This is a genomic window from Pseudomonas sp. GW821-FHT02H06 (genome assembly GCF_059421525.1).
Genome location: NZ_JBWKVD010000025.1, coordinates 17,289 through 40,146, shown reverse-complemented (window position 1 = coordinate 40,146; position 22,858 = coordinate 17,289). Strand labels below are relative to the sequence as shown.

The following is a 22,858-nucleotide window of genomic DNA, read 5'->3' as shown; positions in this document are numbered from 1 at the left end:
GTAGGCTGCCGCGACACACGCAGTAAGCCAGCAAGTCGATTTTTATCGGTAATCGTGGAGTAGATATGAAAGCACCCTGGAATCTCATTCGTTATCTGCCCATGGCCAAGCGCTTGATGGCGGCAGGTCGCCTGCCTGCATTGCTGTTTGCCGTTGCCGGCAAAACGGCCAGTGAGGGCGGTCGGCTGGGCAAGATCAAAGACGATTTGAAACTGCTTCAGGCGTTGTGCCTGGCCTACTGGCGCGGGGAATATCGCGCCATCAGCGGTAAGGCGATTCTTTCGACCGTGGCCGGCCTGATGTATTTCCTCAGTCCTCTGGATGCGATTCCTGACTGGATTCCGGGTCTGGGGATGCTGGACGACATCGCCGTGCTGGCGTGGGTGATGAAACACCTCGAGGCCGAGCTCAGTGCGTTCCGTGCCTGGCGCGAATTGCAGAACCCCGAAAAGCTCGCGGTGGTTGAGCGTCTGCCGGCGACGCCTGTGTTGCTTGAGCACGAGAAGAAGATTTGAAGGCGGCTTTGAATGGGTGATTACTCGCGCCGTCCGCGATCCATTGACTCCGCATACGCCAGTCGTCTCCCACCGCTGGTAAGATGCCGCCATACTTAGAAAAAGACTACGTAAAGGCGTGGTTTGTCCTACAGAGGGGGGTGGTATGGATCTTCAGGTTATCTCGCGCGATGGAGAGCCGGAATATGCGGTGCTGCCATGGGCGCAGTATCAGGCCCTGTTGCGTGCCGCGGGTGTTGCAACCATGCCTGCGTCCGTGGCGGCGGCTCATACTGAGGCCTCTGGCGGCCAGCCCTCCTGCGCAACTGATCTTCCTTCATTCGATCAGCTGGGTGCATTACGCCAAGCGAAGGGCCTGGAAGTGGCGCAACTGGCGCGCACGGTCGGCATCAGCCCCTCTTACCTGGACCTGATTGAAAGCGGCGCCCGTGAGCCGGACGCGGCCATTCGCCGGAGTCTGGCGTGGGAGCTGGGTGTTGCGGGCTGGCGGGGTGAGGCATGAGCGTGCGCATCAGCCGCCAGCATTGGGACGGATTGCTCGCCGAACTGGACCTTGCCCGTCGCCAGCGTCATCTGGTGACCTATCGCGCGTTGCTGGAGCGCTTGCAGTTACCTACACCCGCCATGCAAACCCTGACCGCTGCCCTCGAACACCTCGCCGCCCTCGACGCCCGCGCCGAGCAGCCGTTGCGCAGTTCGTTGGTGATCAGTCAGGGCGCCAGCCGACTGCCCCGCACCGGGTTCTTTGAATGCGTCGAGCGTTTGGGCCGATTCTCAGGCCCTTCGGACGGCGTCGCCGCTGCCTCCTGGCACGCCTCGGAAGTGGCCCGAGTGTTTGAGTTCGAGTACCCGCAGCCGGTGAAGCCGGAGTAGAGCAGGCGTCTGATTCCCGGTTCGCCGGGCTATCGCCTTCGCGAGCAAGCTCGCTCCCACAGGATCAGTGTCGAACCCGGGATTCGAGATTGCCCCCAAACCCATCCTGTAATGCCGGCATCTCACCCCAATACCGCCTGATTCAACGTCGCCATCACCTCCGCCTCCAGCGTATCGATCACATGCAAACTCGCGCCGATTACGTCTTTGGCGTGGTGTTTGGCCTGGGAAGCCAGTTCAGCAAGCTGGCTGGCGTCCAGCGTGGTGCAGACTTCCGGATGCAGATGCACAACGCCGATGGACAGCGACAGCAGCGGAAATTCCTGACGGTGGCCTTGCCGGTTGAGCGCCACGAAGCAGCCCGCCTCCAGGTGCTCGGCACGGTAGAAGCGTCGGCACTGGTTCTGGAAATCCTCCAGCAGCATGTTCAGGCGTTTGCGCCAGTCGTCCGAGCCCAGCACCAACAGGAAATCATCGCCGCCGATGTGGCCGACGAAGTCGCGACTCGGGTCAATCCGGTCGTTGAGGCATTGCGCCAGACACAGCAGAACCTCGTCGCCGCGCCCGTAGCCATAGATGTCGTTGAAGGGTTTGAAGCTGTCGATGTCCACGTAGCAGATCATCGACTCGCGACCCTGCTGCAACAGCCGGGTCAGGCACTGCTGGATCGGTACATTGCCTGGCAGCAGGGTCAGCGGATTCGCGTAGCGCGCCTGCTGGATCTTCAGTTCCGTAATCAGTTTCAGTACATCGATGACCCGGCCCAGCCCAAGGTAGGCGCCGTTCTGCATGATGATGAAATCTTCTTCGATGCGTTGCCGCGCGCGGCTGGTGATGAGTCGGCTCACCTGCTGCAGCGACTGGCTCAGCTCGACGGCCAGAAAGTCGTCGCTCATCAGACGACTAATGGGCTTACGCGCATACAGTTCGGTGGCGAAGGGCTTGAGCAGCACGTCCGACAGCGAGTGACGGTGGACGATGCCGATCGGCTGATGCTGCTCATCCAGCACTGCCAGCGAGTTGAGATTGGCCTGCTTGCGGAATGCTTCGAGCACGGTCGCCGTGGGCGTGGTCTGCACCACTGCCGGCTGCTCGTTGAGCAGGGCGCTGAGGTCGCTGGTTTCCTCAACAAAAGTCGCGGCGGCAGGGTCGATTTTCGGCAGCAGCGCACGGGCGTCACGGGGCGGAAACTCCTGTGGCCGGCACAGCAAATAGCCCTGAACCAGCTCGACGCCCATGTCGATCAAGACCGCCAGCTCTTCCTGCAACTCGATGCCTTCAGCGATCACCAGCGCCCGCGACGCCTTGGCCATCTGCAGCATCGAGCCGACGAACTCGCGCTTGACCGCGTCCTGATGAATACCGTCGATGAAATGCCGGTCGATCTTCACGTAATCCGGCCGCAACTCGGACCACAGCCGCAGGCTTGAATACCCCGCGCCCAGATCATCGAGGGCGATGGAAAAACCCATGTCGCGGTAGTGATAGAGCGCGTTGTACAACAGGCCGAAGTCATCCGTCGGCGTCTGCTCGGTCAGCTCGATGACCACGCGGCTCGGCGGGATTCCGTAGCGCTGCAACAGCTGCAAGGTCCGGCCCGGCGGGTGCGACGCTTCCAGCAGGGACTCCGGCGAGATATTGAGAAACAGCTTGCCCTCCAGCTGCTGCTGGCTGAAGCGCCGGCAGGCCGACTCGCGGCAGGCCAGTTCCAGTTCGCTCAGGCGCCCGGCCTGGCGGGCCACGGCAAACAGACTGAGAGGGGAGTGCAGCGCGCTGTTGGAAGGGCCGCGAGTCAGGGCTTCGTAGCCGAGAATGCGCCGATCCGATAGCGACACAATCGGTTGGAACAGGCTGTGCAAGTCGCTGTGAGTCAGGATCGAACTCAGAGCGCTCAGCTGTTCAGTCACGGTCATGGCAATCTCGGGGCAAGAAAAAGGGGCTGGACGCCTGTGGCGTCGAGCCCCGCTATTTCACGACAGCTTCATGACTGTTTGATGACGATTTGCCATCATTTCGTCACGTTTCATGGTGTTTTACTTTTTCGCCACCGAGCCGCTCAAACCCAGATAATCGAGCAAGATGCGCCCGGTTTCAGCCAGATAAGCGTCATCCTCGGGTTTGGTCTTGTCGTCGTCTGATGGCAGCGCGTCTTCGTCTTCTTTCTTCAGCTCCTTCAGCGGCTCTTCGCCTTTGGCCTTGCGACGTACGTTCTCCATCGCCAGCTGCTGGCTCTCGATGTCGGCGTGTTGCTTGCGGCGTTCGGCTTCATTGAGGCTGACGGTTTTTTCGCTCATCAGCTTCTTCGCCAGCGCGAGTTTTTCTTCGATGAAGACAAACTCGGCGTCTTTGGCCGAACGCACGTCATGGCGCGATTGCAGCTGAGCAAGGAACGGTTTGAACGGGTCCACCGCAGGCTTGATCGCCGGCTTGATGGTGTCGTAGGTCATGGCTTCAGGCAGCGCGCTTTCGCCGATTTCCTTGGTGTCGATGATCGACGGGTAGGCGATGTCAGGCAGTACGCCCTGGTGCTGGGTGCTCTGGCCGGAGACCCGGTAGAACTTCGCCAGCGTCAGCTTCAGTTCGCCATGGTTCAGCGGCTGAATGGTCTGCACGGTACCTTTGCCGAAGGTCTGGCCGCCGATGATCAGCGCGCGGTGATAATCCTGCATGGCGCCGGCGAAAATCTCCGAAGCCGAGGCAGAGAGGCGGTTGACCAGCAACGCCATCGGGCCTTTGTAGAACGCGCCGCTGTTTTCGTCTTCCAGCACATCGACCTTGCCGTCGGCGTTACGCACCAGAACGGTCGGGCCTTTGTCGATGAACAGACTGGTCAGCTCGGTGGCTTCCTGCAGCGAACCACCGCCGTTGTTACGCAGGTCGATGACCACGCCGTCGACTTTCTCCGACTGCAATTCGGTCAGCAGCTTCTTGACGTCGCGGGTCGTGCTCTTGTACTCGGGATCGCCGGCGCGGTAGGCCTTGAAGTCCAGGTAGAAAGCAGGGATCTCGATGACGCCCAGCTTGTAGTCCTTGCCGTCCTGGTTCAGGTGCAGGATCGACTTCTTCGCCGCCTGCTCTTCGAGCTTCACGGCTTCGCGGGTGATCGACACGATTTTGGTGGTCTGGTCGCTTGGCGCATTGCTGGCCGGGACGATTTCCAGACGCACGACCGAGCCTTTCGGACCGCGAATCAATTTGACCACTTCATCCAGACGCCAGCCGATCACGTCGACCATCTCTTTGTCGCCCTGGGCGACGCCGATGATCTTGTCGGCGGTCGCCACTTGCTTGGTCTTGGCGGCGGGGCCGGCCGGCACCAGGCGGACGATCTTGACGTTGTCGTTGTCGCTCTGCAGGACAGCGCCGATGCCTTCCAGGGAAAGGCTCATGTTGATGTCGAAGTTTTCCGCGCTGTCAGGTGACAGATAGTTGGTGTGCGGATCGTAGGACATCGCGAAGGTGTTCAGGTACGCCTGGAACACGTCCTCGCTGCGGGTCTGGCCCAGACGCGCGAGTTGGTTCTTGTAACGCTTGGTCAGCGTTTCCTGAATCTTCGCCGGGTCTTTGCCGGCGATCTTCAGGCGCAGAACCTCATCCTTGACGCGCTTGCGCCAGAGGTCGTCGAGTTCGGCTTCGTTCTTGGCCCAAGGTGCGTCCTTACGATCAACCAGCAAGGTTTCCTGGGTGTTCAGGTCGATCTTGTCGACGCCCTTGCCCAGCTGCGCCAGGGCGAAATCCAGACGCGACTTGATGCGGTCCAGATAACGTTTGTAGATGGTAAAGCCCGGGGCCAGGTCGCCGCTTTTAAGGAAGTCGTCGAACTGGAAACGCCACTTGTCGAACTCGGCGATGTCGCTGGCGAGGAAGTAGCTGCGCGCAGGATCAAGGAGTTTCAGGTAGCTCTGATAGATGATTTCCGAACGCTTGTCGTCCAGCGGCGGCTTGCTGTAGTGGTGGCGCTTGAGCAGCTCCACGACATTCAGACTGGCGATGACTTCATCGCGATCAGGTTGAAGATTATCCCAGCTGTTGGCGGCGAACGAACTGGCTGACATTGGCAGGACAGTCAGGCCAATGAGTAATGCAAGGGTGGTGCTGGGTAAGAAATGCTTCATGCTGATTCGACGCGGGGACAATTGATAACGCATATTAGGCCGTCTTTGGAGGTCGCCGGTTCGGTCAGAACACGGTCGCATAATGCAAAAAGCCCAGTGGCCGTGAGGCACATCGGGCTCAGTCAAGACTCACTATGGAGGCACCGTGAAAGCATTGCAAGGCGTTGAAGGTCGTGTGGAATGGGTTGAAGAGCCATCGCCGACGCTGGATGTAGGACAAGTCCGCATCAAGGTCGCAGCCGCCGGACTCAATCGTGCCGATTTGCTGCAACGCTCTGGGCATTACCCGCCACCGCCGGGTGTCACGGAAATCCTCGGGATGGAATGTTCCGGGGTGATTGCCGAGGTCGGTTCGGGCTGCGCCTGGGAAGTCGGCGACCGCGTGTGCGCGCTGGTTGCGGGCGGGGCGATGGCCGAAGAAGTGGTGGTTGATGCGCGGCATGTGCTGCCGGTGCCCGAGGGGATTTCGCTGCACGAAGCGGCGGCGATTCCTGAAGTGTACGCCACGGCCTGGCTGAATCTGTTCCAGCTGGCCGGCCTCCAGCCTGGCGAAAAAGTGTTGCTGCACGCCGGAGCAAGTGGCGTTGGTTCAGCTGCCATTCAGCTGTGCAAGGCGTTCGGCAACCCGGTCTGGGTCACCGTGGGCTCGGCGGAGCGGCTGGCGTATTGCGAATCCCTCGGCGCCCAGGGCGGAGTGCTGCGCAACGAGAACCTGGATGCGCTGAACGACTTCGCGCCGTTCAACGTCATCCTTGACCCGGTGGGCGCCAACTACGCGGCGCTGAATCTGAAGGTGCTCGGCGTTGACGGTCGTCTGGTGCTAATCGGGCTGATGGGAGGGCGCAAGTCCGAGCTGGACTTCGCTCAGGTGCTGGGCAAGCGCATCCATATTCTGGGTTCGACCCTGCGCAGCCGCGACGACCAGTTCAAGGCCGACCTGCTCAGCGATCTGGGGCAGCACGTCATGCCGCTGTTCACCGAAGGCCGGCTCAAGCCACAACTGGCGCGCAGCTTTCCGATCAGCGAAGCCGAAGCGGCCTACGCGGAGCTGGCCACCAATCAGGTGTCGGGCAAGGTCGTGCTGGTGATCGACGACAGTCTGGTGTGACCCTGCTTTTGCCCTTTTGCTGTTCGGTATAGCCGTGCCTCGTCAGCCGACCGGCGGTGGCCCGAACTGTCATTTCTGACAGTAGTCAGCCTGGCCCATCCGGTTCTCAATAAAGCCTTGTTGCGTTGCTTGGTCGGCGAGTGCTGGCTGAGAACGCTTCATCGGACGAGGTGAGGACAGGATGGCCAGGGACAGCAATAAACAGCCGCTCATGCGGCGAACAGGGAACGTTTCGAAGATCAATCTGGCGGCGACCCAGGTGCCGGCGATTATTGATCCGAATGATCCGCTCGGCCTCGTTGCGACGGGAACACAGTCCAATGATCTAGAAGTGCTGGTGCCGCTGTGGGCGCTGCCGGCGTCGGATGATGAGACCGACCTGCTGGAACTCTTCTGGAGCGGCGAGCCCGATAACCTGCCGGTGGCGAGCGCCAGTTTTCAAGGCCCCGTCGATCCTTCCCTGTTCCCTTTTTTACTCACGTTCGACAAGAAACACTTGCAGCCGGATGGCCAATACCAACTCTGGTACACGGTCACCAACGACGCTGGCGCGGTTACACCTTCCGATCGGCGCACCGTCACCATCGACACCCGCCCGCCCAGCTACGATAAGCAGTTGCTGGCCTTGTTGTTACCCAATGATCTGGTAGACGGGGTGATCAACGAAGCGTACCTGGCAAGCCATGGCGATCAGGTAGAGCTGCGCCTGCCGAGCCCTGTGTACCTCGACGCGAAAGAAGGCGATGTCGTTGACCTTTACTGGTCACAGGAGAACCCGCCAACGACATCGGTTGTGGCCAGCGTGACGGTGACCCAGGCGCAGATCGAGGCGGACGATATCCGCATCAGCCTGCCCGGCGACGCCGTGCGCGCACCGGACCGGGATGGCAATTTCTACGCCACTTACAAAGTACGAGACCGTGCCGGCAACGAGACCGACTCGTTCTCCCGTGAAACGCCCGCTGCCGTTGCGCTGAAGCCGCTGCCGGGGGGCGATCTCCCCGAGCCCGATTTTCCGGAAGCGGATATCTACGGCTACATCAACTGCAATAACGAGCCCTGGAATGGCATTACGGTACGGGTCACCTTCGTTCGTAACCTGTTCGAGTACCAGGACCAGATCACACTGTATTGGCAGGGCTATCACACGTTGAACGGCCACGATCCGATCGCGGGCACCGAGGGCGTATTTGCCAGAACGGTCAGCGTGAAGAACGTGACCGACGGTTATCTGGACATTCTGGTCGAGCCTTTCATTCCCCACATCGAACCCATCCTTGAAGGATCGGCGCTGGCCACTTACCGGTTGACGAAAGTCGGCGGGCAGTCGGGCGCGTCCTACGAGGGGCTAGTGAAGATCAATCGCAAGTTGCCCAGCGGCGAGATCTGCGGGCCGACGACGTTGGCCATGCAGTCTGACGCGTCGTTGGCTGACGGATGCAGTGCCTGCCGCAAGGTCAGGGGTTTTATCGCCCGCGTGTTTCAGGCAATCGGGCGCGGCGGTAGAGGGAAGTAACGCGGAAACAAAGGACGCGCCGGGCTGGGTGGGCGCGAGTCAACTCAAGGAGAAACGACATGAGCATCAAACCAACCAAACGATCCATCGTTCTCGCGAATGCGCTCGAACGCAGTGTCAATAAACTGAAAACCCAGAAGAGAGCAGGCCAGCCTCGTGCCACGCTCGTCGCGCCGGTGTTGCCCGACTGGTGGCCGGGGGAGCCGGAGTTCGCCGGTTTGGTTCCTGCGGATAAGCAAGAAGAGGACATGGACATCTCGATCGGTATTTGGCCAAACCCTGCGCAAGATGACCAAACTGATTTCTTGCAATTTGAATGGAAGTTGCAAAACTCCTCCGACTGGCAACCGGCTCAGGCCGCGATTGAGCTCCCGGGGCCTCTGGATCCGGACAGTTTTCCTATCGTGTTGAAGTTGGCCAAGGAGAATTTCAAAATCCAGGGCACGTACGACCTTCGTTATACCGTTACAGGTGAAAACGGCGTCCTTACGCCGTCGGACCTTACTCAGATCATTATCGATAAAACGCCGCCGGCTAATAATCAATCGCCGGCCAAACTCACTTTCGTTGACCAGACAGTGACAGACGAGGGTATTACTGGAGAGTATCTGAACACGAATGGTGGTGTGGTGGTAGTGATCCCGGGTTATCAGGACGAGCAACCCGGGGATAACGTGGATCTATATGTCTATATGCCTGCCACCAGTCCCACCGAGCCAACGTATCGCGCTCCAATGGACCAGAACCGTCAAATCAAAATTCCAGCTGATAGGTTTGATGGTTTGCTGGATGGGTTCATCTATGTGTCCTACCGGCTACTCGACAAAGTGGGGAATCACGGGCCGCGCGCCGATGACACAATCACCGGCCTGTTCAGAAATCCACTGCCCGAGGCTCCCCTGCCCCTTCCCACGGTGCCAAGGATCTCGGATGACAAGATTCTGAATCTGGCTGACATTGCTTCGGGTACGGAAACCCTCGTTGAGATCGAGCATATCCCCAACGCTTTGGAAGGCGATGTGGTCGAGGCGACCTGGGGGACTGCTGCAATCAAGATTTTCCACGAAGTCACCCAGCCGGCGGCCAAGATAGTGCTGAGCGTACCGTATGACTCGATACTTGAGCCGGCCTACGGCGGCGCCACCACCGTGCTGCCTACTTCCGTCAAGTATGTCGTCAAACGCGGGAACAGGACGTTCGATTCACCCGAAGCGATCATTGATGTCGACTTTTTTGTGCCCGGGCCGGTAAACCCTGACCGCCCGAACCCTGAAAATCCGAACCTTCCCAAAGTAACGGTGCGGGGTACCGGCGCGTCGCCCGAAGATAACGTGCTTAACGAGGACGACGCAGGTAAGCCGGTAGAAGTTACCGTGGCTCTGTACCAACCTATCGGCCCACAGGAGAGGATGGTGTTGTACTGGTATTCGCTAGACAACCCGGTAGCCGAATTCGCTCCGGTCGTCGACGCGACCAACCCGTACACGTTCACTGTCGAATGGGACGCCATCAAGGATCTGCCAAGCGGGACCAATGTGCCGGTCTTCTACACTGTCGGACGTATGAATGACACTGGCAACATTGAGCTGTGCGTTCCTACCCTGGTTGATGTCAGTGCGGCCTTGCCGATCAAGCTTGCTGATCCGGAGTTTCCTGATGCCGGATCCGCTGCAGGCGGGGTTCCCATTCTTAACTGCAATTCATTCATCGGTCCGGATCAAAACGTTGCCGTCGAGATCCCGTCGAATACTCCGCGGTTGAAGGGCGGTGAAAAGCTCACTTTCACTTGGCAGTGCTACACCGACAAAGTCGGTAACGTCCCGGTGGGCGCGGCACTGGTAACCGAGAGAGATATCACCGAGGCCGAGGCTATCAATGGCTTTAGTCTGGTATTCGGGCCCTTCGAGACTCACATCAAGCCGGTCGGAACCAATGGTTCGATCAAGCTGACCTATGAATCCGATACCCAGCCGCCCATGAAAGGCGAAATGCTGATCAGGGCATCAGCGACGAATTCGGCCGGGTTTTGTCCTCCCAATCCGCGTCGTCGTGCAACCTCGAAAGGGTGCGGCTGTTAAGTTCGGGTCAACCTGAAATTTGCATCTTGCTGAGTCGTTTGATACCACCAGGGCTGCGTCACGCGGCCTTGGTGTTTAATCCGTCAGGTTTCCAAATCGGGCGGTAAACGGCAGGCGAAGTGCATTGTAGGAAGCTGCGCTCAAAAGGTTAGGAAACGTCCTACAACAGATATGGATTTGAAGAATGTAGTCTTCGCGCCCTTATCCTGCGGCGCTTAATAGCTGGTTCCGCGGGAGTGGCGTTTATTCCCAAGGAGCTGGTCATGGCTGAATTGCGTTTTATCCCCTCTCGATATTTCAAACCCTCAACCTTCATTTCTCTGGCCCTGTGCATCAGTGCCGTGGCCCAGGCGCGCGCGTTGTCACCTGGCGAGTCTACCGAGGTCAATCAGGGCGACTCGCCCGAGTCCTGGACCCTGGCCACCGGTTCTACCCTCACCGTTAACAACGGCGCACAAACGCTGTCGATCAACGGTGGAGGTGCAGGCAGCGTCGTCAATCTCAATACAGGCAGTTCGGCAGGCAGCGTCAACCTGAGTGCTCCAGGTGCTGTGGCCAACATCTCGGGTGCCAGCGTTATCGCAAGCGGCAGTGCCAACGCGCTGGTGCTCACCGACAGCTCGGCGATACTGAACAATGCCACCGTTGTCAGTACAAACGGTCTGGGTCTGTTCGGCACGCAAGTCGCCACCGGACCCGGGAGTTCGTTCCTGATCAACGGCGGCACCATTACCGGTTCCACTGGCGGCGCGTCGCTTTCCTTTGGCAGCAGTCTGGATGCAACCGGGGCGGTGATCTCCGGCACTTCCGGAAACAGTTATGGGGTCCGAGGTTTTGGCTCGGACATTTCCCTGCGCGACAGCACCGTGACGGGGGGCCTGAATGGTCTTGCCTACCGCATGGACGTTTCCAACGTGCGACAGGGAAGGATCAATATCGAAGGCTCCCACATAGAAGGCACCAACGGCGCTGCGATCCTGCTCAATGGTCAGGGCGGCGGGATGGTTGCCAACCTCAACCTGCTCAACGGCACCACCTTGACGGGCGGCAACGGCAATGCGCTGGAAGTTTCCAACACGGCGACGGCGAACGTGCTGCTGCAGAGCAGTGAAGTGACCGGTAACTTCGCTATCTCCAACGGCAGCATTGCCAACCTGACCTTCGATCAGGGCCGGTTGATCGGTAACGTTTCGGCGGATACCACCAGCAGCGGCACCCTGGCGCTGAACAATGGCTCTGCGCTCACGGGGGATGTCACCGGTATTGATGCGGTCAATCTGAATGCGAGTTCCATTACCGGGAACGTGACCTCGGCCAGCAGCGCCGGTGTGGTTTCGCTGGCTAACGGGTCAGTGCTGGAAGGCAACGTCAACAGCGACAACGTCAGCCTGAACGGCAGTCAGATGATCGGCGATATCACGTCGATGAGCAGTGCCGGCGTGGTATCGCTGGTGGAGGATTCGACGCTGCAAGGTAACGTCAGCAGCGATAACGTCAGTCTGAACGCCAGTTCAATGAAGGGTGATATCACGTCGACCAGCAACGCCGGTGTTGTATCGCTTGTCGGCGGTTCGACCGTAGAAGGTCAGGTCATCAGCGACAACGTCAGTCTTGACGCCAGCTCGATTACCGGGGATGTCACGTCGGCCAGCGGAGCAGGTGCCGTCAAGCTGGTTCGCCGCTCTTTGGTAAGAGGCAACGTGAACAGCAACAACGTCAGTCTCGATGCCAGTTCGATAGCCGGCAATGTCACCTCGACCGGCAACGCGGGCGTTGTGTCGCTGGCGGCAGGCTCCCTGGTGGAAGGCAATGTCAGCAGCAACGACGTTAGCCTTGATGCCAGTTCGATAGTCGGCAATGTCACGTCGATCGGCGGGGCAGGTTTGCTGAAGTTGCTGGGCGGCTCAACGCTGAAAGGCGATGTCAGCAGCAGTAATGTCAGCCTGGATGCCAGTTCGATGTCCGGCGATATCATCTCTGGTGGCGGCGTTGTTTCGCTGGCCAACAACTCGGTGTTCACCGGCAACTTGATCAACGTTGACAGCGCCACCCTCGCAGGGTCATCCACTTGGGATATGGCGGGTACCAATACCCTCAACTCACTCGCAATGAATGACAGCACGGTGAGGTTTGGCGCAACCAACGCGTTCTACCAGCTCAACGTCGGCACCCTGTCCGGCAACGGCACCTTCGTCATGGACGCGGACTACCTCACCAACGAGCACGACCTGCTCAACGTCACCGGTTCTGCGACGGGCAGCCATACCTTGCTGATCGCAGGTTCGGGCGCCGACCCGACGTCACCACAGCCCTTGACTGTCGTGCAGACCGGGGGCGGTAACGCGACCTTTACCTTGGCGGGCGATCGTGCGGTGGACGTGGGGACCTATTCCTATCAACTGGCGTCGGCCAGCAACAGCGCTGGCGGGACCGACTGGTTTCTGGACCCGAATACCGCGACGATCAGCCCCGGCACGCGCTCGGTGCTGGCGCTGTTCAACACCGCGCCGACGGTCTGGTACGGCGAACTGACGTCGCTGCGCAGCCGCATGGGTGAGTTGCGCTTCAACGGCGGCAAGGCGGGCGGCTGGGTGCGCACCTACGGCAACAAATACAACGTCGATGAAGCGTCGGGTGTGGGTTATCAGCAGACGCAGCAGGGCCTGTCCCTCGGCGCCGATGCTCCGTTGCCAATCGGCGACGGGCAGTGGCTGGTGGGTGTACTGGCCGGGCACAGCAAATCCGATCTTGATCTCAGTCGCGGTACGTCGGGCACGGTGAACAGTTATTACGCCGGCATTTACACGACCTGGATGGACCAGGCCAGCGGCTACTATTTCGACGGTGTGTTGAAGTTCAACCGCTTCCGCAACGACTCTAAGGTCAGTATCAGCGATGGCACGCGCGCCAAGGGTGATTACGACAACTCGGGCGCGGGTGGCTCGGTGGAGTTTGGTCGACACATCAAGCTGAACGACGGCTATTTCATCGAACCCTACAGCCAGTTGTCCGCCGTGGTGATCCAGGGCAAGGATTACGAGTTGAACAACGACATGCGTGCCGAAGGCGATCGCACTCGTTCGCTGCTGGGCAAGGTAGGCATGACGGCAGGTCGCAACTTCGAGATGAGTGACGGCAAAGTGTTGCAGCCGTATGTTCGGGTGGCGGGTGTACACGAGTTCGCGAAGAACAACGAAGTCCAGGTGAACAACAACGTGTTCAACAATGACTTGTCCGGCTCGCGAGGTGAGTTGGGGGCGGGTGTTGCCGTGGCGTTTTCAGACAGCCTGCAGGTGCATGCTGATTTCGATTACTCCAACGGTGAGAACATCGAGCAACCGTTTGGGGCGAATGTGGGGTTGCGGTATAGCTGGTGATCCCGGTATCAGGAGAGCCCTATAGGGCTCTCCTGATCCTTTTCACCTAGCGATAACGTTGCACCACCCGCCGGGGACTGTCGTATATCCCGTACCTTCAGTTCCGTTCACCATATTTTTCGTCTTATTGCTTATTAGCCCAGCGGCATCTGTTGACCAATAAGATGCATCACCCATTGGGAATCTATTGCCATACTGACTATAGATTTGCCGAAGCTCGTCCATGCTCATCATTCTCAAACCGCGCCCTGCGGCTGTTCGAGATGCATCTGGCCAGCTGCGGTTTCCCAGTCCGTACACCAGGACCACATTGGAGACCGTTACAGCGTAACTGCCTCGACGTCCTTGTTGGTCCTGAACGGTAATTGTCGCCGTGCCGTTCGATACCGACTTGATGAGGCCGCTGCTGTCGACTTGCACTTTTGAGTCATCGCTGGATGTGTACGTGTAAGGTGCCACCCCGCTGGTTGGAGTCCTTCGGTAAGTCGTGCCTGCTGGCCAGTTCAAAGGTTCATAGCCTGGGTAACCTGCCAACCCCCATAGCCCACCATTCAGCGAAACGGACGACGGATCCAGGACAAATGGCGGTATCGGAGAAATAACCGAAAACTGACGCACGCCCGATGCAGGATTTTCAGCGTATTGCCCCACGGCCTTGAGACGGTGAGAACCCAGCGCCACACCCACCGACAGGCTCCAGTTACCGTTGCCCCCCACTGCGGTCTTCCCTTTGGAAGTGTTCTCGTCGAAAACTTCCACTTGTTCGTTCGGCGCAGCCGTGCCCGATGCCGTCACGGTGGTCTCCGTGGTGGTGCCTCCCTGATTGATCTCGCCTTTTGAGTCGCGCACGCTCAGGGTTGGCGCCGTTGCCGCCTGAACATTGAACGTCCACGGTGGGGACACCGGATGACTCGCGTACAACGCTTTGGCAGTCAGGCTATGGGCGCCGACCGACAGGCCGCTGACTGACCGCGACCAGTCGCCGTTGGTGTTCACGCTGGCAGTGCCTTTGGAAGACGCGCCGTCGAACACCTCCACGGACTGACCGATCGACGCCTTGCCCGACGCAGTGACCGTGTTGGCGTAAGTTGAACCGCCATTGCTCACCGGCGTTCCATCGGGTTCTACGACCTGGGTGATGGTCGGGGTCACCAAGGCTGTGATCGTGAAGTTTCGCACCGCAGATTCCGGGTAGCTTGCGTAGTCGCCTTTGGCTTTGATTCTATGGACGGCGACGTTCAGGCCGGTCAGAGGCAGTGTCCATTGTCCAGCCCCACTGGCGCTGACTTTGCCGAGCGTCGCCGCACCGTCAAAAACCTCGACCTGCAGGTTCGCACTGGCGCTCCCCGTCACCACGACATCGGTATCCACTGTAAATCCGTCGGGCGGAATCTCGACGTTTTTCGAGTCCTTGATGCTGGTAATCGTTGGGGTGACGGCGACCGCGACGATCACTGTCCAGACCGTTGATTCGGGCTCCGTGCCATATAACGCTTTGGCCTTGAGCGGATGCGACGCAATTGTCAGCCCCGAAACGGTCAACGACCAGGTACCGGCATTGTTTGTACGCGCCGTACCTTTGGAGGTGTTGCCGTCAAACAGCTCGATCTGTTGATCGGGACTGCCCTGGCCGGACACTGTGACGCTGGTCTCGACGGTCGATCCGCCGTTGCTGATTGGCCCGTTTGAATCGAGCACCTGAGTGATGGTCGGCGTCAGGTTGGCCACCACATCAAACCGACGGGGCGGCGAAACCATTCCGCTTCCATCCAGCGCGCTGGCCTTCAGGCTGTAGGTTTTCACGGTCAATCCCGGCAGGGATCCGCTCCAGACGCCGCTGCTGCTGGCAGTCACGGTGGACAGACGCGTGCCACCGTCGAGAATTTCCAGCTCGGTTTCGACGGTGGAAGTGCCGCTGATGCTCACTGTGGTATCGAACGTCGTCCCTCCGTCAACCACTTCGCCCTCGCTGTCGCTGACGCTGACGATCTGCGGGTTGACCCAGTCATGGTGCAGCTTGAAGGTGTACGCCGTTCGCGGAAACTGCACGGCAGTGCTCTCGCTGGCGGTGCGGTCGAAGGCGACATTACAGATCACCTCAAGACGGGTGTCCTGCCCGAGTTTTTCGAGCTCGGTGCGCGGGACGCTCTCGGACAGACCATTCGTGGCCTGGGCACTGGTCAGCACCGCGTCATCCAGCAGCGTGATGCTGTAGACGCCGCCGCTGCCGGTTTCCCCTTCAAGACGCAGCCACACGCGTTGCTCCGCCGCAGCAAAAGGCCACTTGCCCACGGTCGTCGTCGCGTTGCCGGTGAAGGTTGCCAGGTTCAGCGTCTGACCGTCGGCCTGGGTGATGGCCGGATGCGGCAAGTCCTTGTCAGGGTCGCCAAAGGGCAGTACAGAGAGCATCAAGGCGATGGACTGTTGCTCTGCCATGTAACGTTTGACGCGGTAGGACACGCTGACACCGCGCCCAATGTTCGCGCCGACCACGGTAGCGGGCACGATGAAGTTGACTGGCCCATTCTCGCTGACCGTCTGTTCCTGGTCGGCAGGTGAACCGGCCCCCGGACTGCCCAGCCACATCATGGTGACGGTATCCTTCGGCTGCATGCTCTTGTAAAACACCTGCACGGTCACACCGGCCTGCGCCTTGATGGGGTCAAGCACCCCGTTGCTGGCTTCCAGTACGGTGGGGGCGGGCAGTTCGCCAATGGGTTTGCCGATTACCAGATCCAGTGTTTTCGAGTACTGAAAATGGCCGGTGGCGCCGCGTTTGAGTGTGTACAGCACCCTCACCACATTATTGATGTTGGCATCGACCAGGGGCCGCCGAACCTTGAAATCGACCGGCTTGCCGGCAATAGCAGTGGTGATGGGGAGCCAGTCGCTGCCGCTGCCCTCCAGCGGATGACCAAGCCAGTACCAGGTGAGCGTGTCTCCGGCGACCGTGCCGTTATAACTGACCTGTAACGTGACGTCGGCACCGGGATTCAGCTCGGGGTCGAGCTCGCCGCCCGGCGCTTCGAGGATGCTCGGCGCAGGCAGTTCGGCCAGGTGTTGTCCGACCTTGACGAGCAGATGCTCCGAGACCCGCACCGTGGATACATCGTTGAATACCCGGTAGCTGACGTCCAGCGTGCCGTTCTCAAGCAAGGCGATGTGTTCGCCCATCACAGGGATATAAACGACGTTGCCTACGTCGTTGGCGGTCACGAAGTGTTGGGTTTCATATAGATAGGGCGTGCCATTAACGCGGGTGCCGAGCCAGATCAGTTCAATCAGATCGCCATTGGCCATGCCGACGTAGACCGGAATCTCCACGTGGACGCGCTCTTCGAACGGGTCGAGCACATCACCGATCAGTTCCAGAATGCGCGGGATTTTCAGGGGGGCCACGCCGGTGATTCGGGCGATTGCCACTTTCGATGACTGCGGCATTTCACCGCTGGCTTTGTTCAGGACGTAGGACGCTTTAGCGGCGCCGCCGAGCAAGTCGCGCACAAGTGCGTTGGGGACAGTGGTGTAATAGATCGACGGGATGTTGCTCACCGTCACGGTCTGGCTATGCGTCACCGGCGCACCTGTGATTGGGGTACCGAGCCAGGTCATGGTCACGGTGTCGCCAATATGGAAAGGACCCACGGTAATGTTGATAACCACCGTGACGTCGGCGCTGCCCAGATCGCCGAGGTCGATCACCCCGTTGAAGGCTTCTTCGATGATCGGTGCGGGCAGCGTCCAGGCGCCGGCGTCCACCTTTACGTAGGTCGGAAGCGACCAGTCCTCGGAGAAGTTCCGCACCTCGTCGTAGACCTGATAGTGGACGAGCAGCGCTGGGTCATTGCCAGCTGCGAGTATGGCGTCCTGATCGACGGTGATGACGATAGGCTCTTCGCCCCCGGCCTCGGTTTCAGTGATCTGCCGACGGAGAGACACAGTGCCCCACTGCAACTCGACAGTGTCGCGAGCCTTACGTCCGGGGTAATTGCGGATGGTCACGGGGATGCCAGCGGCTGCCGAATTTTTATCAACGCCGTTATTGACAATGTCCTCCGGCAGCTCTGGCGCCTTGAGTTCGGAGTGCCCGGGTTTATGCGGATCCTGGTCCACGCCTCCCGGCCGATCGAGTTTGACCCGCAGGCGCAACGGCACTGAGTCTTCGGGCGTGTTTGTGCCGGTGCGGGTCAGTCTGTAGAACACCCTTTCAGCCCAGTCAGGCATGTCCCAGTCGGTGTGCAGCGTGAAACCAATGCGCTTGTCGATATCGTCGGCGACCACCGTGTGACTGTCCACCCGAGTGTCGTCCCAGTAAAACTCGACAAGGTCGCCCTCCTGCATGCGCAGCCAGGGGTCGACGGAAACTAATATACCGTCCGGGTCTTCTACGAGGTCGATATTGATCCCGCCGTCACCGCCCTCGACGGGGGTGACCAGACCAGTGATCAGCACCGGACGCAACGCGAGTATCGAGTAATCGCCGTCCGAGGGTGGGAGGAGGGTGCCTGAGTCTCGTTTCATGGTGAGCTTCCTTGTTCAGGGGGGGACGCTGACCGGGGATTGGCAGCAAAACGTCTGCATAAGCTGCCGTCGACTCCCCAGCGGAGATTTGATCGGGAGCGCCATCCACCGGCCGGCCCTGGACTGGCCTTACAGGTGTCGCGCCCCAGGTTGATAAGCACTGTCGAGCTGAACATTCATCGCGGCGTGAACCCCATGTCCCCGCCGCACTCGCTTTTCATACCAACGTGAAATACCGAAGGCGGGAGGGCGCTCCGTTACCCAGAATCCAGACACGATGGGAAGGGTGTTCAAGAACGGTGACCTCTAATGTCCACTGGCCGTTGGCGCTGGCCATCACAGTACCGAGCTGCGCGCCTCCTCCTTGTTCGCTCGGGGCGTCCAGGAGCTTCACTTCCAGGTTTGGATAGGACGTACCAGCAAAGGTCAGTCTTCGGTCGGAAGTCGTGCCGTGGTCCGGTATTTCGTCGCCGCTTGAGTCCTTGATGCTGGTAATGACCGGATTGGCAGGCATGGCGTTGACGCTGAAGGTGCGCACCGCCGACTCCGCTTGATCGCCATACAGCCCTTTGGCCTTTATGGCGTGGGATGTAACAGCCAGACCACTGATCCCGAACATCCACTGGCCGTCCGCGTCTGCAGCCGGTTTGCCCTGGGAGGTAGTGCCGTCAAATACTTCCAGGCCAAGGTTGGGTGCCGCGGTGCCACGCAGGGTCACGCTGGTGTCGTTTGTCGAACCGTTGTCGGGGATTTCCTGCTCGTTGGAGTCCGTGATGCTGCTGATCACGGGAGGGTCGAGCACCACCGGCTGACCGATGCTGAACACCAGCTTTTCGGAATCGCTGCGGCGATCCGCACGCTTCACCCAGTACGAGGCCTCGACAGTGCCGCCCTTGTTGCCTGAAATAGCTGCTTGAGAAATCTCGAACACTATGTCTTTGTTCAGGGTGAGTGATGTGATCGTGATCCAGTCTTCCACGTCTAAAGCGATGCCATGCCACAGGTAATGCACTTCATCGCCTATGGCCATTTCCCGGTAGGCCGTAACGGTCAGCTTTGTTCCGGGTAACTGGGGATCCATCACTCCATAGGCATCGATCCCTGCAACTGCTGGCGCCAGTAACTCGGCAAGCGGCTGGCCGATGTTCAGCGTTGCGGCGCGGGCAGATTCGCGGTTGACGGGCCTGCCTTCCACATCTCTGATGAGGATGAAATACAACCCGAGGGTGCCGCCCTCGATCGCTTTGAGGTGCGTGCCCGGCACGGTGATATTGATCGGAGCCTTGTTGGTCGCTTCGCCGTTGGTGATGTTATGCGGGCTCAACAGCGGGTCGTAAATGCTCAAGTCAGGCCGGATGCCGATCCATCTCAGGACGAGCTGGTCGCCTGCCAGCATGCTGTCATCCCACGGGATCTGCACGGTCGTGATGGGGAGGTTCGGACTGATCGCGCCCTGTTCGGCATCAAGGGCAACCGGCGCGGCCATGCGCACGGCCTCGCCAATGACACTGATGAACGCCCCGTTGGACTCCGACCTGGTACTGTCCTGATGCAGCAAATAATAAGAGAAAGCCGCCTGGGTTTGAGCCAGCTGTCGGACCACGGCGTTGGGAATCTGTATCTCGTACATATCCGGCAAGTCGTCGATAATGACTTCCGGCGCCTCATGGGTGACCTGCTGGCCCTCGGCAGTGGTGCCCGTCAACTTCACCACGATCTTGTCGCCCAGGATGAAGCCATCCTTGACCTCCCCGAAACGCGAGAGTGCCTGTTTGCCCATCGACGCGCGCAACTGCGCGGCCTGTTGCGGCGTTAATGATTTGTAGAGTTGCTTCGTCATCTTGCGATTATTGGACGCCCAGACCACCACCGTTACCGGGCTGCTCCCCAATGTGTCCAGGTCCAGCACGTTACTGGTTGCTTCACGGACAATCGGCGAGGGCAGCCGGGAGGTATCGGTCCTGACGGTGATACGGATCTCGGCCGCCCAGTCCTCCGAGCGGTTATCGACGATGTCGTAGACTTCATAGGTCACGGCCAGGCCTTCATTGTCTGAGTCTCCAGCCTCAAGAATGACTGCCTCTTCGACGGTGATCACGATCGGCTGATTCACTTCGTCTGCAGTGACCTTGTGGTACACAAACTTCCCGCCCCAGGAAAGCTTGATGACGTTCCATTCAGCCATTTCAGGGTACGGCGCAATCGTGACCGGCACGCCCGCCTTGGCATCATCTATATCCACACCAAATAAAACGATCTCCTGCGGCATTGACAGTTTTAGTGCCGAATGCCCGGGGGTATCCCCGTCCTGATCTTTGCCACCGGGGCGCTCGATTTTGACCATTATGTCGGTGGGGTCGGACCGCTCAACTTCCTGGCCCAGCCGCTTCACGTCGTACCACAGGGTGTAAATGCCGGAATTGAGGTGCCTGGCCTGAATAAAGGCAGTCACCCGCTGGTTGACCTCATCCGCCGTGATGGACTCCGAGGTGACCTCCACGGGCTGGCCAGGATTATGCTCAGGGTCAGAGAGGAGCGACACCGACACGCTGTCGCCGGTACCCATGGTCGACCACGCCGGAATATAGAGCTGCAATCCGTTTTGCGGAAAGTTATCCAGCACGGCGCCGTGGTTGATGCCCCATAGCGTCTGGTTGGGCGCAGCGGGTGGCTCGGGAAGAGGCTGATTGATGCGACCGGGAATTTCCAGCGTGTCGAGAGCGTTGGTGCCGCTGGAAGGGCGAGACGAGTTGCGCGGCGCTGAGGTCATGGCGTTGACTCCTGTCGGGAAATTTCCAGGAGTCATTGGGCGCCGGATTGAGGGAACTGACTACTGTCAGAAGTGACAGGTTCGGCTGCCTTTGGTCGGCTTTCGGGTCGTCCACGACAATGCTGATGTAGTCGCCACCCTCACTGCCTTAAGCGGGGGGCTCAGACCGCCGATGGGGACGAAACGCAACGCGAGCACTGTGACGTCGCTATCCGATGGCGGGAAGAGCGTACGCGAGTAAAGTTTCGAGATGAGTTGCCTTGTTGAGGGAAATGGCCGCGTCATTCATCAACGGTGGGGCTGTTCAGGGCGCTGTCATGGTGTTCGCCCGATGCTCGAGAAGAGGGCGTGCCGGGCGCCAGTTGGTCTGCGGGAATGTAGGTGAAGATCGTGCCGTCTGCCGCCGCGAGATTCATCGCGACGACGGGCAGGAACCGTTGTGTTTGCTGGAAGTAGTCGTTCTGGATGAACTGCGCATGGGCCAGCCCGGTGCTGCCGAACTGGTAAAAAAGTGCTTCCAGCGGCAGTTGATCAGGAATGTCCTGAGGCCAGGCAGCAACCATGATCTCGTTCCAGTCTTCGCGCTCGGGAAATTCACGTCGTACATCCATGCTCAGCTGAAATTGTGCTGCACTCGCGCCCTCGAATGCACACCCTCTGCCCGGATTGCCGGCGTATTGCGCCATCCATAAAGCGACGCTGTTGACGCCCAACGCTTCGCATGCACCATGAAAGGTGCAGGGATCGGGGCTGCCGCTTGTGCCGGCGTCATACGGGTAGGCGCACCTAACGGTGGCCGGGTAGACAACGGGCGCCGCAGATTCCTTGAAAGTAAAGCCAAACGGGCGGCTGTATACGAGCTGATTGATAGTCACGCCCTGGCGAGCGTAGGAAAAAGAAACACCATTATTCTGGGTTGAGCCGGGGCTGGGATTCCACGCATGGAAGGCACTTGTCGCTTCGGTAGAGCGAAACAACACACCATTGCAGTAATAGGAAGGCTGTCCATCCTGGCATTCGGCACGCGTGTCGGCATATCGAGCATTCAGTCTGGCCGCGACCTGATAGCCGACATAGAGCTGGTCCTGCAAATTGAACCCTAAGACCTTGCCGGATGAATTGTTCAGATCTAAACGCAATATCGGTAGCCAGCGTCCGGTGGCATCGAAAAAATCACGTTGGTCCTGTTGCGCCGCCATTAGCGCACCTGTCTTGCTTGCGTCGTAGAACAACGCTTGCACTGGGATGCTGTCTGGTGCCGAGTCGTCCCAGTTCTTGACCTGCAGCTGATTTGTGCGGGATGACCATTCGTTGCCTAGGCTTTCATGGGCCGTAAGGCTGACCGCGAATTGAACCGGGTCGAGCGCGCTCAAGGAGCACTGCTGCTGCACCTGATTGCCGGTCTGCTGAAAATGCTCCACCCACGACCGCGTGTCGGTAACCCCTACTGCCGCGCAGGACCCGACACCGGCCAAGGATGGCTGAGCGCCGGTGGGCAGGGCACACCCGGCGTCAGTACGACTGGCGCCCAGCACTGCGGCAAATGGATACGCGCAGAGCACCTCCAACAATTTGCCGTCGCCCGCCGCTGTGAACAGATCACTGAAGACGACCCCGTTCGCCTTGCCTGTCTCATGAATACTCAGATCCCTGCGCAGGTAAATCAGACTTTCGGCCCCTAGCGCCGAGGATTGGGCCCCGTGTTGCCAGAATTTTTGTTCGGCCGCTAGAGGCTCCGCCTGAACCAGAACGCCGTTGCAATACCAAGCGGGCTTGTCTGCTGCGCATGTTGAGGTCGTGGCCTGGTAGCGGTTGTTGAGCAGTTGCGCCGTCTCCGGACCGTTAACGGCCTGTGCGTCCAGACCGATCAAAAACAGCAGCGCTGCAAGGCTGCCCATCAGCGTCTTCATGACATCGAATCTCCTTTGTGGCAACGGGCAAGTCATTCGAATAACCTGCAAGGCGTAAGGCTCGTGCGCGACGTC

The 22,858-nt window shown here is 59.5% G+C and carries 12 protein-coding genes; 7 read left to right on the top strand and 5 right to left on the bottom strand.

What is annotated here, in order from left to right; genetic code table 11:
- The first annotated feature begins 65 nt into the window (after positions 1-65).
- From AC07VF_RS25365 to AC07VF_RS25355, 3 genes are all read left to right on the top strand, one after another.
- Positions 66-515 carry a YkvA family protein gene (locus AC07VF_RS25365; protein ID WP_495007806.1) on the top strand — a complete coding sequence of 150 codons (450 nt, stop codon included), beginning with the start codon at positions 66-68 and terminating at the stop codon, positions 513-515.
- Positions 516-660: 145 nt separating this feature from the next.
- Positions 661-1,017: a helix-turn-helix domain-containing protein gene (locus AC07VF_RS25360; protein ID WP_495007805.1), complete on the top strand. Its 357-nt coding sequence runs from the start codon at positions 661-663 to the stop codon at positions 1,015-1,017.
- Positions 1,014-1,388, top strand: a complete 375-nt coding sequence (locus AC07VF_RS25355; RefSeq protein ID WP_192170934.1) for a hypothetical protein — start codon at positions 1,014-1,016, stop codon at positions 1,386-1,388. The genes AC07VF_RS25360 and AC07VF_RS25355 overlap by 4 nt, the downstream gene beginning before the upstream one ends.
- Before the next feature lie 122 nt (positions 1,389-1,510).
- Here AC07VF_RS25355 and AC07VF_RS25350 read toward each other — a convergent pair whose 3' ends face one another.
- Positions 1,511-3,301 carry a bifunctional diguanylate cyclase/phosphodiesterase gene (locus AC07VF_RS25350; protein WP_495007804.1) on the bottom strand — a complete coding sequence of 597 codons (1,791 nt, stop codon included), beginning with the start codon at positions 3,299-3,301 and terminating at the stop codon, positions 1,511-1,513.
- A gap of 120 nt (positions 3,302-3,421) precedes the next feature.
- Positions 3,422-5,503, bottom strand: coding sequence for a carboxy terminal-processing peptidase (locus AC07VF_RS25345; RefSeq protein WP_495007803.1), 2,082 nt, complete (start codon positions 5,501-5,503; stop codon positions 3,422-3,424).
- A gap of 145 nt (positions 5,504-5,648) precedes the next feature.
- Between AC07VF_RS25345 and AC07VF_RS25340 the strand changes: the two genes are divergently transcribed.
- The 4 genes from AC07VF_RS25340 (at position 5,649) to AC07VF_RS25325 (ending at position 13,582) form a co-directional block, all read left to right on the top strand.
- A complete protein-coding gene (locus AC07VF_RS25340; protein ID WP_346625470.1) occupies positions 5,649-6,611 on the top strand; it encodes an NAD(P)H-quinone oxidoreductase in 963 nt (320 codons plus the stop codon).
- Between the two features lie 181 nt (positions 6,612-6,792).
- On the top strand, positions 6,793-8,127 hold the full coding sequence (locus tag AC07VF_RS25335) for a hypothetical protein (RefSeq protein WP_495007802.1): 1,335 nt from the start codon (positions 6,793-6,795) through the stop codon (positions 8,125-8,127).
- 59 nt (positions 8,128-8,186) lie between these two features.
- Positions 8,187-10,205, top strand: coding sequence for a hypothetical protein (locus AC07VF_RS25330; protein WP_495007801.1), 2,019 nt, complete (start codon positions 8,187-8,189; stop codon positions 10,203-10,205).
- Between the two features lie 263 nt (positions 10,206-10,468).
- On the top strand, positions 10,469-13,582 hold the full coding sequence (locus tag AC07VF_RS25325) for an autotransporter outer membrane beta-barrel domain-containing protein (RefSeq protein ID WP_495031065.1): 3,114 nt from the start codon (positions 10,469-10,471) through the stop codon (positions 13,580-13,582).
- Positions 13,583-13,624: 42 nt separating this feature from the next.
- On the opposite strand, the gene AC07VF_RS25320 is transcribed toward AC07VF_RS25325, so the two are convergent.
- The 3 genes from AC07VF_RS25320 to AC07VF_RS25310 all read right to left on the bottom strand — a co-directional run bounded on the left by AC07VF_RS25320 (position 13,625) and on the right by AC07VF_RS25310 (position 22,783).
- Entirely contained in the window at positions 13,625-18,034 is a 4,410-nt protein-coding gene (locus AC07VF_RS25320; RefSeq protein WP_495007953.1) for an immunoglobulin-like domain-containing protein, read from the bottom strand.
- Between the two features lie 286 nt (positions 18,035-18,320).
- Entirely contained in the window at positions 18,321-20,873 is a 2,553-nt protein-coding gene (locus tag AC07VF_RS25315; protein WP_495007800.1) for a hypothetical protein, read from the bottom strand.
- A gap of 281 nt (positions 20,874-21,154) precedes the next feature.
- Complete coding sequence (locus AC07VF_RS25310; RefSeq protein ID WP_495007799.1) at positions 21,155-22,783, bottom strand: hypothetical protein; 1,629 nt, start codon at positions 22,781-22,783, stop codon at positions 21,155-21,157.
- Between the last annotated feature and the right edge of the window lie 75 nt (positions 22,784-22,858).